The organism is Rhizobium sp. 10PS4 (assembly GCF_032464805.1).
Taxonomy (GTDB): Bacteria; Pseudomonadota; Alphaproteobacteria; order Rhizobiales; family Rhizobiaceae; genus Rhizobium; species Rhizobium laguerreae.
The window spans coordinates 337214-350974 of sequence record NZ_JAWDIW010000004.1 but is presented as its reverse complement, the minus strand read 5'-3'; the positions used below and the strand labels follow the sequence as shown (position 1 = coordinate 350974).

The window sequence follows — 13761 nt, the reverse complement described above, 5'->3', positions numbered from 1 at the left end:
CTCTCCTCAGCGTTTCAATCTTCCGGATCGAGAATGCAGCATTGCTCTGCTACAGGCGTCAACACGGCGGACGCCCCTGTTTCCAGCGGATCGGACAACGCCCCATTGGCGGTGATCTCTCCAGCTGATGTCATGCATTTGTACTGATAGGCCCGGCCGAGATAGGTGCGCGTGCCGAGCACGGCCGCGATGCCATCGCCATCACGGCTGACAGAAAGACCGTCTGCGCGGCAGGCCAGGACAAAGTCGTCCTTGATCGGCCCGAATGTTTCCTGCGACAGCTGCAGCCGCGCTCCACCGGTCGTCTCGGCCACCACAAGCGCGCCGTTGCGCTCAGCCACCTTCATACGGATCAGGTTCTCGAAGCCCACAAAACGGGCGACGAAGGCATTGGCCGGCTGGCGATACAGCACCTCAGGCGCGTCGAGCTGCATGATGCGCCCCGCATTCATGATCGCCACCCTGTCGGAGATCGAGAATGCCTCCTCCTGGTCATGGGTGACGTAAAGTGACGTCGTGCCGTTGGCGCGCTGGAGCTGTCTGATTTCGACGCGCATGTCGATCCTGAGCTTTGCATCCAGGTTGGAAAGCGGCTCGTCGAACATCAGAAGCGGCGGCTCAATGACCAGTGCCCGGGCGAGCGCCACGCGCTGTTTCTGGCCGCCCGACAGGGCCGACGGCAGGCGGTCGGCGAAGGCCGAAAGGCCGACGCGGTCCAGCATGGCCATCGTTCTTTTCGCCCGTTCCTGCTGGGGAACGCGACGCTGCCTCAGGCCGAAGGCAACATTGTCCTGGACGCTCAGATGCGGAAAAAGCGCGTAGTTCTGAAAAACCAGGCCGATGTCGCGCGCATGCGCGGGAAGTCCGGTCAGGTCGCGCTCGCCGAGCTTGATGCTGCCGCTGCTCGGCTGCAAAAAGCCGGCCACGAGGCGCAATGTCGTCGTCTTGCCGCAGCCGCTGGAGCCGAGCAGGGACACCAGCTCTCCGGCCATGACTGAGATCGACAGGTCCTTCAGCACCTGGGTGCTGCCGTAATGGGCGGAGATCGAATCGATGGTGAGGGATACGGTCAAGAGCTTCTACTTTGTCAGGAAGGTGAGGCCGAGCGTGGCCTCGACGACGGCCATGACGCCGACTGTCACGAACATCAGCAGCACCGAGACCGATGCGATCGTCGGATCGAAGAACTGTTCCATATGCGCAAGGATCTGGATCGGCAGCGTCGAGATACCCGGCCCGGTCAGAAAGACCGAAACCGACACGTCGTTGATCGAGGTGATGAAGGCGAGGATGAAGGCGGCAATGACGCCGGCGCGGATATTCGGCAGGACCACGGTCAGGAAGGTCTTCAATGGCGGGCAGCCGAGGCTGATCGCCGCCTCTTCGACGGAAAAATCGAAGGCCGCCAGGCTGGCGCCGACGACACGCACCGAATAGGGCAGGATCAGCAGTGCATGGCCGACCAGCAGGCTGATGAAGATCGGCAGCCCGAGGCCGATCGTGACGGATTTCATCAGCGAAAATCCGAAGACGATCTCCGGCACCAGGATCGGCAGCACGAAAATGGTGGAAAGCCAGCGCGGCAATTCCACCCGGTAGCGGTTGATCGCATAGGCGGCCGGGACGCCGATCAGCAGCGACAGCGCCGTGCCGAGAAAAGCGACCTGCAGGCTGGTGATCGCGGTCGTGCGGAAGGCCTCGATTTCGAAGATATTGACGAACCACCGCAATGTCAGGCCCTGCGGCGGGAAGGTCAGATAGGTCGTGTCGCTGACGGCCGCACCGATGATGATGACGAGCGGTGCGAGCAGGAAGAAGAAAACGCAGGCCGCGAAGGCGGCGAGGATCGGGTGAACGCGCCTGTCCATCACACCGCCATCGGATTGAGCCGGCGTGCGATGCGGCTCATGATCAGGACGACACTGAGCGTCAGCACCACCATGATGGCGGCGATCGTCGATGCGCCGACCCAGTCGAAAGTCACCATGGCGCGCTGATAGAGGAAGGTCCCCATCATCATCTGCTTTTCTCCGCCGAGCAGTTGCGGTGTCGCATAGGAAGTGAAGCTGCCGGTGAAGACCAGGACCGCGCCGACGATGAGGCCGGGTGTCGCGAGCGGCAGGATCACCTGAAAGAATGTCATCAGCGGCCTTGCGCCGAGCGAGGCGGAGGCATCGATCAGATCGCGCGGGATGCCTTCAAGCACGCCGACGAGTGTCAGGATCATCAGGGGAACGAAGAGATAGACCATGGCGACGATCACCGAGCCTTCGGTATAGAGCATCGAAAGCGGCTCACTGAGGATGCCGGTCGAGATCAGCATGGCGTTCAGGATACCGTTCTTCCCGAGAATGATCAGCCATGCGAAGGATCGGACGACGACACCCGTCAGCAGCGGAAAGACCGCTGCGACGATCATGATGCTCTTTGCGCGACCGGGCATCTGCGCGATCACATAGGCGGTGATGAAACCGACGGTGAGTGAAATCGCTGTCGTAATCAGGGCGATTTCCAGCGTCCGATAAAGAACCGCCCGCCGAAAGCCGCTGCTGAAGAATGTCACATAGGGCGCAAACACGCCCTTCGGCTCGGTAAACGTCGCAGCGATGGTGATGGCGACGGGAACGATGAGAAGCACAACGACGGCAATCGTCGCCGGCATCGTCAATCCCCATCTGGCAAAATGCTTCATCTTAAAACTCGTGACATGTCCGGATATCAGGAGCGCCGCATCTCGGATTCGGATGTGCGGCGCTTCCAGGTCTGGCCCAGGTCTAGCCCAGGACTGGCAATGAACCGGTCTCAGGCCAGGATATCGCGCAGCTTACTGACCGAAGACTTCGTTCCAGCGATCGATCCAGTCGGCCTTGGCAGCGTTCATCTTGGCATAGTCGATGCGGGTGAGGCCTGCCACCATATCCGCGCCATAGGTCCAGATCTTCGCCTGGTCCGGCGTCAGGCTGACCTTTGTCGAGATCGGCGCATCGACGCCTTGTTCGGCTTCAGCCTGCTGGACTTCTTTGGACAGGATGAAGTTGATGAACTGATGGGCGAGTTCGACATTTTCCGAACCCTTCGGGATGTTCACGGTGTTCAGCGTGGCGATATCGCCGTCCTTGAGCTTGGCCCATGTCATCGTCGGAACGGCCGCCTGCATCGATGCCAAGGTAAAGTCCTGGGCCAGCGCAACACGCACTTCGCCTGTTGATATCAGGTTCACCAGCTCCGAGCCGGTGTTGTAGTTCTTGACGACATTGGGCTTCAGCGCCTCGATTTCCGAGAAGGCCTTGTCGGTGTCCTCATAGGCATCTGCGCCGCCATGCTTGCCGGCTTCCAGAACGACCAGCGGGCCGGCAGTGGTGGTGATGCCGGGCAGGGAGACGGAGCTTTTCAGATCGTCGCGCCACAGGTCGCCCCAGGCAGTGATCGGCGGATTGACCTTGGCGGAATCATAGACGATGCCGACGCGACCGATCGTATAGGCGGGGCCGTATTTGCCTTGAGGCGCCTTGCCCAGCTCGTAGATATCCGCGAGGTTGGGGATCTTCGACGCATCGATCTCCTGGAACAATCCCTGTTCAATGCCGAGCTGCGAGAAGCTGTCGGTGAGATAGATGACATCGACGCCCTTGCCATCGCGCAGTTTCAGCTTGTTGAGCCGGTCGGCATTGTTGCCGGTCTCGAACACGATCTCGCAGCCGCAGATCTTCTTGAAAGGCGTGATGATGTTCGCATTCATCTTCTCGCCGTTATAGCCCCACCAGGAGATAGTCAGCGTCTTTGATTGCGCATGGGCCGCAGCGGTGCTGCCGACGGCGGCAAGCAGCGCGAGAGACAGGATTCGGGCAAAACGTCTGGCCTTCATGAGCAATGTCCTTCTGTGAAAAACGGCGTTGGCAATCGAGATGATACCCCCAGGATTTGAGGGATACTATTTTTTGATCGATCGGGCCGCAAGCTCAATAATTGAGCAAATACGCTCTTGTGCGAGGAATTTTCCAAGACCGGAGCATCGCTTTACACATCGGCGTGTGGTCTTTACGGTCCGGCGGTTCCAGCTTCTCACGGGCATTCCATTCATGGCCACTTCGCGCACTACCCTTCCCGACGATCTGCTGATCAACGCCTCCGACGAGGTGCTGACGCGCCAGGATCTCGTGCTGACGGCGCTCGGACGACGGCCCGCCGACAGGCTGTTGCGGGTCGGCAGGTTGCTCGATGTCCATTCGAGGACATGGCTCGACGATCAGGAGATCGTCATCAAGGGCCGCCGCATCGCCTATGTCGGCCCCGCCGGCAGTTACGCAGGCGAGGTGAACGAGCGGTTCTCCGAGCCGGATCTTGCGGCCGTGCCGGGCTTCGGGGAGGCACACAAACATATCGAAAGCTCCCATCTGACGCCGGAATGGGAGGCGGCTTTGGTGATGCCGCATGGCGTGACCTGGACATGCGAGGCGAGCCACGAATTTTCCAACGTCAACGGCGCCCGCAATCTGGAATTCTGGCTGGAAGCGCGCCGGCGCGGATCGCCGATGAAAATCTTTCCGCTGCCTGGCTCCGCCGTCCCGCCGACCGCCTATGAATGGGGTGGCGGCTGGTTCGGCTACGATGAGCAGAAGGCCTTCCTTTCCGAAAGCCTGATGGTCGCCGGGCTCGACGAGGTCATGGACTGGCCGTCCATATCCGATCCCGGCAATCCTTCCTACGATCGGCTGTGGGGCATGATCGGCGCGACCTTCGAGCAGCGCGGCGTGGTCGAAGGCCACGGTGCCGGACTGCGCGACATAGCCTCGATCAATGCCTTTGCCGCGGCAGGCCTCGCCTCCGATCACGAAGGCTGGTTTCTCGATGAGATCTGGCAGAAGCTCCTCCACGGCCTTTTCATCGAGCTCAGGCCGCATTCCCTGCCGGAGGTCATCCGCGGACTGATCGACAAGGGACTGACGGACTGGTCGCAGATCGCTCTGGTGACCGACGACCGCAGCGCCTCGGACACACTGAAAATCGGCGCGACCGACCACAATGTCCGGCTCGCCATTGAAAACGGCCTTGCGCCGGAGATCGCCATCCAGTGCGTCACCCTCAATCCGGCACGCCATATGCGGCTGACGCCCTGGGTCGGATCGATCGCGCCGGGCCGCTTCGCCGATATTGTTCTTCTCAGCGACGTCGACAGCCTGTCGATCGAAAAAGTGTGGGCGGACGGGCGTCCCGTGTCCGAGGGTGCGACCTTCATTGGAGTCCGTCCTGAAATCGACTGGCCGCAATGGGCGACGCGCACCGTGAAAATTGACAGGACGGTCACGGCTGACGATTTCCGCATCGAGGCGCCACCGAACCGGACGACCGTCAACGCTGCACTTTTGCGGCCGTTTCACTGGCACGACGACTTCATCACCATGGAATTGCCGGTGGAAGAGGGCGCCGTGCAGCGGGATCCCGCGCGCAATGTCACCAAATTCTCGATTGTCGACCGGTTCTCCGGGGAGGCCAAGGTCTCCAGGATGTTCTGGCTGGGCACCGGGCCGCGCACGCCGGAGACGGCGCTCGCCTCCACGCTCGGGCACGACAAGCACAATATCTGGACGGTCGGCTCATCGGATGAGGCGATGGCGATATCAGTCAATGCCTTGAACGAGCAGCAGGGCGGCTGGGTGCTGGTATCCGCCGGCAAGATTCTCGCCCGCGTCCACTACGAGGTCGGCGGCCTGATGACGGCGCGTTCGGCCGAAGTGCTCGATGCAGAGATGCAGGCTCTTTATGCCGCCGGCGCCGGGATCGACTGGATGTACGAGCCGACTTTTTCGCCTCGATGGTGGCCGGGATTTCCCGAACGCCTGTCGTTTGCGACGCTGACCTGCTCGCCTTGGCGCTGGGTCCTGGTCGCGCCCTCGGAGCTGGCGCCGGAGGGGTTCGTGAACGTGCTCACCGGCAAAACCCATCCGATTGTCTGGTGACATTGCGGCCCGCTAAATTTCCACCTGATTGATCTTCTTACCGCAGCAATAGAAAGCATTAACCATAGTCCCGTAGACAACGAACAGGATCAAAGGAACCTGTGTTCGATGGCTACTGAAATGACCCGCCGGCCTGCCGGCGCCAATGAAGGCAAGATTATTGCCTTTCCCGCTGGAATCGGAACTGCCAATGTCGAGCGCTGCGCTCGCGAACTCGGCCGGCGGCACGGCGCAGATGCGATAGAATTCTGGAAGGCCGAATGCCGCAGGCTTGCCGATCAGCTTCTGGCCGCAGGGATGCCGGAGAGCGATGTCGGTCAGCGGGTGCTGCAGTTTCAGCAAGATGTCCAGAGCGAACTCGTCTTCAGCCACCAAAACGGACCACTGCCCAAGTCTCAAAACCGATAGCGCCGATCTCGCGGGTTCTGACGGCCGTCGTATGCCTTGCGACTATCGCAGCAGTCCGGCGGACCGAAGGGCGTCTTCAATGATTTTCTGAATGCTGCCACGGTCGCTGTCCGCGCCGAATGGGCCTGCGACGTTTTCCGGTTGCGAAGCAAAGGCTTTTGCATCGCGCCGTTTTTCAAATGAGGGGACCAGACCCCAGGACCTGGCAATTTCGACGGTCGATGAAATTCCGACGTCAAGCATGAAGGGGCCGCTTGCTCCGTAGCCGGTGCCGACATCGAGCGGCGTGCCGTGATCCATCCCGGCAATCGTATAGAGCTCGATCACGTCGACACCGTGAGCATCGGTCCAGACCTTTCGCTGGTGTCTTCCGATATCTTCGACGCGGCCCGGCGATGCGTCGACACCGTGGATATTTTTCCATTGCTCCACGATCGCATTCGCATTGGATGGCACGACGGTTCTGTCTGCGGTTCCCTGCCAGAGTGATAATGTCGGCCACGGGCCTTTGTGCCCTGAGGCGTTTCTCAATCGCAGTTCAAGCTCTTTGCCAGTCGGACTGCCATGGCCGCGCATTCGGTCGAACGCCTCGGGAATGGTTGCTGCACTTGCATATGGCAGGCCTGCGATGATTGCGCCGCCTGCAAAAACCTCAGGATAGGTGGCGAGCATGGCTGCGGCCATGGCGCCGCCGGCCGAAAGCCCGGTCACGAACACGCGCCTGCCGTCGATACCGTGTTCCGCAACGACCTTTGCGATCATCCGGCGAATGGAAAAGACCTCGCCGTGATCCCGGCTTATGTCCTCTGGGTTAAACCAATTGAAGCAGAGGTTTGGATTGTTTGCCCGTCGTTGCTCGGGAAGCAGCAGCGCGAAGCCATAGTCCTCGGCCAATCGCGACCACCCGGACCCAATATCATATCCGGCGGCGGTCTGGGTGCAGCCGTGCAGGACAACGACAAGGGCCATGTCTTTCCCGCGCTTCGACGGCAAATAGATGTAGCCCCCCAAAGCGCCCGGGTTTGAGCCAAATGCGTCCAAGGCGACGAGATCGGGATTGTCCTGCGAGGGTCGGGCGCGAAGGGTTCCTCGCAGCGCAGCAAGGCGTGCGAGGGTGTCTGACATAGATCTCATTGAAAGTCTCCGCCAATCAGCAGCCGGGACGGCGGTGATGCTGAACTAAACGCGTCAGTCTACGAAAAGGTTGCTGCGCTGCACAATGTTTTCTGGCGCGTTTTTGGTTGGGCGGGCCACTTCTCCTGAGTGAACCAGCTAAGCTATTCAGATATCTTATTTCTTTTGCCCGGCAGGGGGAACATCCGTGAAGGTACGGGTTATCAGCGACAATCTTCTCCGCGGGCAGCGAAGGAAGAGCGTCGGACCTCTTGATTGACCTCGGCGGCGCGAGGAACTTCGGCCCGTATGTAGAGTTGATGTTGTCGATTGACAGCATTGCGACCCAACGAGGCTTTACAGATGTCGAACAAATCCAACTTCTTCTCTTCCTTTGCGACCACCGTCGCCGATCTCTCGGGAAAGCCGTTCACCTTTGTCGCGGCTTTGGCGCTGGTGCTTGTCTGGGCGGTTTCCGGCCCTTTTTTCGGCTATTCAGAGACCTGGCAACTTGTGATCAACACCACTACCACCATCATTACCTTCTTGATGGTATTTGTGTTGCAGAACAGTCAGAACCGTGACGGAAAGGCTCTGCAGGCCAAACTTGACGAACTCATCCTGACGAGCCAGGCGGCCAATAAGTTTGTCGGCATCGAAAAGTTGGATGAGGGCGAACTCAGGGAAATGAGCAAGACCCTTGCCGAGAAAGCAGAATGCGTCGAGGACAAAGCGGATGAGAAATCTGCCGCAGAGGCAGCGTCCGTCTAGGACATGTCGCGCAAAACTGTGCAGCAGTTTTGCGATAACGACACGCGTAACAGTAAAGATCTGAAGCGCGGGGAGCGAATCTGAAAGATTGCGACGCGCTTTAGGTCGAGGTCTCTGAGGTTTGGCCGTGGTGTAGCTGGCGCATTCCCTCTATCGCGTCGGCATCTTTCTTCTCAGCCGCAATCCAGTGGTTTCCTGCTTCGCTCGATCGGATCAGTTCGTCGAGTTTGGCATGGAGCGCCGTCATGTCCCGGTTTTGGGAGTGCTGCACCAGCAGCAAGATAAAAAATATGATGAGGGTACCCACCATATTGGTCAGCAAAAACCACTGCCTTGGGAAGGAAAAGCTGAGACCCACTGCCGCCCAAATGGCTGCGAACGCGATCAGCGTGACAGGAACCACACGATGGCCTGCCCACAAGACGGCCAAATCAGAGATCTGTCGAAAGTGCGAGCGCATACGGCTCTCCACAGCGCGGAAAACTGGAGATGGAGCAGCTTCCATCACCTCAGCTCAATAAATAGGGCACCGCAAACGACATAAAACCCGCGTTTCCGCGGGTTTTATTCGACGACTGGCCCCTCGTGTCGTCATGGCGACGAGACGTCAATTCAATTTGACCGATGGCTCCCGGCCCCAGACACGCAGTTTGCCAAGCGCCTTGATAAAAGCCGGAACGTCTTTCGCCGCTGCGAGCGCCATCACGCCCTCATCCAGTGAATCGGCAATTCCGGCCTTCTGCATCAGTGGCAGCGCTGTTTCCACGTAACCGATGTACTTGCAGTGTACGAAGGCGTCCGCCACGAAATCGCGGGCCGTTGCCTCCTTCAGCAGATCGCCGGTTCCCTCGGCTGAGGGGAGGAGGGCGACGGCGTCGTAAAGTACCGAAGGTCCGCCGTCGATCATCTGATGCGCCTCGATCCAATTGCCGTCCGAGAGCGTCACGCCGCCGATCTTCGGTGCGATCACTTCGAAGGCCGCCTTCTGCTCGGTGATCTCGGCAAGCAGCGCCTTGAAGATAGCGGCATCGGTGCCATCGCTGACAAGAATGCCGAGCTTGCGTCCTTCGAACCGCTTCGGACCGCGCTCGACAATGCTGAGCGCCGGCGACGGCTCGAGATCCTGCCGCGTCGGCATGGCGGCATCGGCAGGCTTCGGCATCGATTTGAAGCCGAGTGCGTGGCCGACCTTGCTGGCAAGGGTCTCATCGATATTCATCAGATGCGAGACCATACGCTCACGAATGACCGGCGTTTCGACCTTGCTCAGTTCGAAGATGAGCGCAGCAGCGATATGGCGTTGTTCCGGTGGAGTCTGGCTGATGTAGAATTGCCGGGCCTGGCTGTAATGATCGGCAAAGCTTTCCGGCCGCAGCCGAACCTTGGCACCCTGTTCTTCGGCAGGGAAGTGGCGGTAGCCTTGAACCGGCGATTCCCGCGGCCCCTGATTCCACGAGTTCGGTTGATAATTGACGCGGCCGACAGGATTGCGCATCGCCATATGACCATCCTGCTGAAAATTGTGGAAGGGACACTTCGGCGCGTTGATCGGCAGATGCGTGAAATTCGGACCGCCCAGACGTTTCAGCTGTGTGTCGAGATAGGAGAAGTTTCGTCCCTGCAGAAGGGGATCGTTGCTGAAATCGATGCCGGGGGGCACGTTTTGCGTCATGAACGCGACCTGCTCGGTCTCTGCAAAAAAGTTGTCGGGCATTCGGTCGAGCACAAGACGGCCGATCGGTTTGACCGGAAGGATCTCCTCGGGAATGATCTTCGTCGGATCGAGGATGTCGAAGTCGAACGTGTCGGCGAAGTCCTGATCGAAAAGCTGCACGCAGAGTTCCCATTCCGGAAAGTTTCCCGACTGTATCGCCTGCCAGAGGTCGCGGCGATGGAAATCCGGATCCGCACCATTGATCTTGACCGCCTCGTTCCAGGCGACGGATTGCAGGCCGAGTTTCGGCTTCCAATGGAATTTGACGAAGGTCGATTCATCCGCTGCGTTGACAAAGCGGAAGGTGTGAACGCCGAAACCCTCCATGAAACGGAACGATCGCGGGATAGCGCGGTCCGACATCACCCACATGATCATGTGCATGCTTTCGGGCGTGAGGCTGATGAAGTCCCAGAAATTGTCATGCGCCGACTGCGCCTGCGGAAATTCCTTGTCGGGCTCCGGCTTTACGGAATGGATGACGTCGGGAAACTTGATCGCGTCCTGAATGAAGAAGACCGGAATATTATTGCCGACGAGGTCCCAATTCCCCTGCTGCGTATAGATCTTGACCGCGAAACCACGCACGTCGCGCGCCAGATCGAAGGAACCCTTGCTACCTGCGACGGTCGAAAATCGGACGAAGGCCGGCGTCTTTTCGCCTGGCCGCTGGAAAAGATCGGCCCGGGTATAGGCGGCCAGCGATTCATATGTTTCGAAATAGCCATGCGCGCCGTAACCGCGTGCATGGACGACCCGCTCGGGGATGCGCTCGTGATCGAAATGAAAGATCTTCTCGCGAAAATGGAAATCATCGATGAGGGCAGGGCCGCGGGCACCGAGACGAAGCGTATTCTGATCATCTGAGACGGGTCCGCCCTGCGCTGTAGTCAGCATCAGTTTGCCGTCTTCGGCAAACTGATGAAGCTCACCGCCTACACCTCGGTGCAGTTTCTGATCGTGGATCGTTGCGTCGTCCGAGGGCGAGGTTTGGGAGGTCTTCTTGGCCATCTACATTCTCCGGAAAAGGTTTGACCTAACCGAAGCTCCCCAACGGCGACATGTTCCGCCCGACGCGAAATAAACCGCCATGGAGAAAAACGCTTGCAGCGGACGATCATCCAACCGCAGCAGAGCCTGGCATGGCCCCCGCATAAATGGTGCGCGGGGCCTTTCGACCCGCGCCCCGATTTCCGTTGATCCTGAGCCCCGGGCCTTAGATCCGGGGCGTGACGAGGAGGTCTTCCTCTTCGTCGCGTTGCGACCCGCCAAAGGCTGCGGCGGCAGCAGCGATGAAAGCCCCGATCAGAAGTGACAACGCGCCGAGCAATGCCGTGGTGGAGGCAGCCTTGCGTGCCTCGTCGGCGGCTTTCTGGGCGGCGACCTTGGCGTCGTCGATGCGCTTCAGCACGGTGTCGACGCGGGTGCGTGCATCGGCTTCGGAAAGACCGGTGCGAGCAGAGACGATGGTGGCCAGATAGGCCTTGTCGTCATCCGGGATCTGGCCGGCGGCAGCACCGTTGAGGAGGATGCGAGAAACCTCAGCCGTTGCAGCAGTATCATCGGATGTTGCTCCTGCACGGGCCTGTTCCGGACGCAGCAAAGCGTCAGTAAAATAGGCGGTAGGCAGATCCGCGGCCGATGCCGTCGACGACGCTGCTGCCGTACCTGCGGCGCTGGCCGCTGAACCCACGGCTTGTGCGCCCGCACCGGCAAGCGAAGTCAGCGACGAGGCTAGAAATCCGGCAACGAAGATCGTCGCCAGCGCCCAGCTGATGAAGCCATGCGCGGTATCGCGGAAGAACACCTCGTCGGTGTGCACGGCTGCCCACTTCGTGCGCAGCCGGCCGGTGATATAGCCTCCGAGCCCGGAGGACAGCCATTGCACGACAACGAGCCAGATCGCCGCCGTCACCCCGACCGTGCCGAGCGAACTACTTTGCCCCGACCAGGGCGACACCATCGTCAACCCGACCCCGGATCCAAGCAGCAAAAGAATGAGGGTCACGCCGATGGCCGCAGCGGCGCCCCCGAAGATTGGCCCCCATGTCATGGCGGAATTGGAGGATTCGACTGGGGTAGCAATCTCCCCGGAACCTGTCATTGAAACCGACATGATCTCTTCCTATCGCATAAACAGAGCAAGAAGGATGATGATCGGCAGTGGAACACCAAGCAGCCAAAGCAGAATACCGCGACCCATGAGAGACCTCCTGTCAGAAACTGACGTTACGTGGTTGATGCCACTCAACTTTTATCCACGGCGTTTGTTCCCGAACGGGTTCTATCTGGGATGATGCGCCTAAGACGGGCCGTTTCATCAGCGGGACCGAGCCGCTCGCGCGGTTCAGCCGAAAGCCAACACGATCTGGTGCGCAATCTCCTTCAATCGCGCGGCAGCTTCTGAAGTAACAGCACATTGTCGGACCGGTTGCCGCATCCTTGACATTTGAGGCACCTGGCGAGCTTGGCGAGAGACAGGTCATCGCCGCAGCGCCGGGCAATTTCCTGCCGGTCGATAGATGTTTCGTGAAGGCATCTGCGGCAACGAGCATGGATGATATACCACCGCGGCAGGGTCGACAGCGTTTCCTTTTCGATTTCGACTGCATGGCTATCAGGGGGTGCGAGCTCAATACTGCGGCGATGTTTCATGCCCGTTCGACAGTCGGTGTCCACCTACGTGTCATGCCGCAGTTCATCCCTCTTTCCGCAAGAGCAAGCTGAAGCCGCAGGTGACGGCAATCCAGCAGCAATGTCGTAATGGCGGCGCGGATGTCCCCATCGTGAAAGGCGACAACTGCGTCGACTTCTCCTCTTAGCGCTTCTTCTGCCAGTTTTTCAGCTATCTGCGGACGCACGACCTCGCTCTCCTTCAGAGTTTCCACCGCAAGTTTTCAGATTGGCGGCCACTAAGCCGATGTTCCTATTATGTTCCGCTCGGCTCGCGAGTCAAGAGTGGCCGAAGCGGAGTTTCCGTCGCTTTTAAATGGAAACAGTTCGAGAGCCCCGGTTGCCGTTGCAGAGCCTATGAAGGTCGAAGAGAATCTTGCACGTTCGGAGCTAACGCCAACCGAGGAGCGCGCCTATATGTTGAGGCTCAAGATATCTGGGAGCAGATGAGTTCTGGGAAAATTTCTCCCGGCATTCCGAAGGGGAGAGGCTCTCATCGCGTCGAAAACTGGAGAAGCATAGATGAACAGATTTCAGGCATTTGTAGCAGCCGCGGCAATCAGCCTTGCCGCCATGACCTCGGCCTGCTCGACACCACCAAATTCATATGGCTCAGCATCAGGATATCATCCGGGCGATTCAATGAACCCAGCCTGTGCGGATGGATTCCGACCCGGCGACGGCCGTTCATGCAGCTACTAGAGGCCGGCGTCTGTTTGTCGGTACAAGCATGCGCTGTCCGGACGCTTCAGCGCTCAGGTTCCTGAAGCGTGAAATCGGCGTGGCACCGGCGGGCTATTTCGCCGGTTGGCGACCCGCAACATAAGCGCGCCAGCCGGTGATTTTATCGAGCATGCCTGCTCTCGTGGTTGTTCAGTGCGCGATGGCGGAATCGTCCGTCATGGATCTTTTCTACTTGTTTGCGCGACCGCGCTGTTTGGGGTTTATGCCGCCAAATCGGTTGGTGTCGTTGGCCACATCGCCTTCTTCAGTGTTCTGCCCGGCAATATCGTCCGCGCCCGTGTCACGATGCAGCCCCTTCGATTGTCCGATACCCGGATCTCGCTCGAGATCTGCATCGGTAGGGCGAGTTGACTTGGGATGTTTGGAAGTCATGATTTTCCT

14 protein-coding genes are annotated in these 13761 nt (G+C 59.4%); 4 read left to right on the top strand and 10 right to left on the bottom strand.

The window, feature by feature from the left end; genetic code table 11:
• Window positions 1-14 precede the first annotated feature (14 nt).
• From RWJ89_RS09830 to RWJ89_RS09815, 4 genes are all read right to left on the bottom strand, one after another.
• On the bottom strand, window positions 15-1073 hold the full coding sequence (locus RWJ89_RS09830; protein ID WP_077981198.1) for an ABC transporter ATP-binding protein: 1059 nt from the start codon (window positions 1071-1073) through the stop codon (window positions 15-17).
• A gap of 6 nt (window positions 1074-1079) precedes the next feature.
• Window positions 1080-1871, bottom strand: a complete 792-nt coding sequence (locus RWJ89_RS09825; protein ID WP_017964016.1) for an ABC transporter permease — start codon at window positions 1869-1871, stop codon at window positions 1080-1082.
• Entirely contained in the window at window positions 1868-2692 is an 825-nt protein-coding gene (locus tag RWJ89_RS09820) for an ABC transporter permease (RefSeq protein WP_316029800.1), read from the bottom strand. The genes RWJ89_RS09825 and RWJ89_RS09820 overlap by 4 nt, the downstream gene beginning before the upstream one ends.
• 132 nt (window positions 2693-2824) lie before the next feature.
• On the bottom strand, window positions 2825-3865 hold the full coding sequence (locus tag RWJ89_RS09815) for an ABC transporter substrate-binding protein (RefSeq protein WP_131640260.1): 1041 nt from the start codon (window positions 3863-3865) through the stop codon (window positions 2825-2827).
• A gap of 73 nt (window positions 3866-3938) precedes the next feature.
• On the opposite strand from RWJ89_RS09815, the gene RWJ89_RS09810 reads away from it, so the two are divergent.
• Together RWJ89_RS09810 and RWJ89_RS09805 are read left to right on the top strand one after the other, a co-directional pair.
• Complete coding sequence (locus RWJ89_RS09810) at window positions 3939-5957, top strand: adenine deaminase (protein WP_316029801.1); 2019 nt, start codon at window positions 3939-3941, stop codon at window positions 5955-5957.
• 108 nt (window positions 5958-6065) lie between these two features.
• Complete coding sequence (locus RWJ89_RS09805) at window positions 6066-6365, top strand: DUF6074 family protein (protein ID WP_077981194.1); 300 nt, start codon at window positions 6066-6068, stop codon at window positions 6363-6365.
• 42 nt (window positions 6366-6407) lie between these two features.
• Here RWJ89_RS09805 and RWJ89_RS09800 read toward each other — a convergent pair whose 3' ends face one another.
• Complete coding sequence (locus tag RWJ89_RS09800; RefSeq protein WP_168339313.1) at window positions 6408-7499, bottom strand: extracellular catalytic domain type 1 short-chain-length polyhydroxyalkanoate depolymerase; 1092 nt, start codon at window positions 7497-7499, stop codon at window positions 6408-6410.
• A 342-nt stretch (window positions 7500-7841) separates the two neighbouring features.
• Here RWJ89_RS09800 and RWJ89_RS09795 point away from each other — a divergent pair, with 342 nt between their 5' ends.
• The gene (locus RWJ89_RS09795) at window positions 7842-8249 is read left to right on the top strand and encodes a low affinity iron permease family protein (RefSeq protein ID WP_025394249.1); all 408 of its coding nucleotides are present in this window, start codon (window positions 7842-7844) and stop codon (window positions 8247-8249) included.
• A gap of 100 nt (window positions 8250-8349) precedes the next feature.
• Here the strand turns inward: RWJ89_RS09795 and RWJ89_RS09790 are convergent, their stop codons facing one another.
• The 4 genes from RWJ89_RS09790 to RWJ89_RS09775 form a co-directional block, all read right to left on the bottom strand.
• On the bottom strand, window positions 8350-8709 hold the full coding sequence (locus RWJ89_RS09790; protein ID WP_132609733.1) for a low affinity iron permease family protein: 360 nt from the start codon (window positions 8707-8709) through the stop codon (window positions 8350-8352).
• Between the two features lie 147 nt (window positions 8710-8856).
• The gene (locus tag RWJ89_RS09785) at window positions 8857-10974 is read right to left on the bottom strand and encodes a catalase (protein ID WP_168286545.1); all 2118 of its coding nucleotides are present in this window, start codon (window positions 10972-10974) and stop codon (window positions 8857-8859) included.
• Window positions 10975-11179: 205 nt separating this feature from the next.
• Window positions 11180-12079 (bottom strand): hypothetical protein, encoded by a 900-nt coding sequence (locus tag RWJ89_RS09780; RefSeq protein WP_077981192.1) that lies wholly within the window; start codon window positions 12077-12079, stop codon window positions 11180-11182.
• Window positions 12080-12614: 535 nt separating this feature from the next.
• The gene (locus RWJ89_RS09775) at window positions 12615-12851 is read right to left on the bottom strand and encodes a hypothetical protein (protein ID WP_077981189.1); all 237 of its coding nucleotides are present in this window, start codon (window positions 12849-12851) and stop codon (window positions 12615-12617) included.
• 307 nt (window positions 12852-13158) lie between these two features.
• On the opposite strand from RWJ89_RS09775, the gene RWJ89_RS09770 reads away from it, so the two are divergent.
• Window positions 13159-13338, top strand: a complete 180-nt coding sequence (locus RWJ89_RS09770; RefSeq protein WP_168339315.1) for a hypothetical protein — start codon at window positions 13159-13161, stop codon at window positions 13336-13338.
• 210 nt (window positions 13339-13548) lie between these two features.
• On the opposite strand, the gene RWJ89_RS09765 is transcribed toward RWJ89_RS09770, so the two are convergent.
• A complete protein-coding gene (locus RWJ89_RS09765) occupies window positions 13549-13752 on the bottom strand; it encodes a hypothetical protein (RefSeq protein WP_168281720.1) in 204 nt (67 codons plus the stop codon).
• Window positions 13753-13761: the final 9 nt, after the last annotated feature.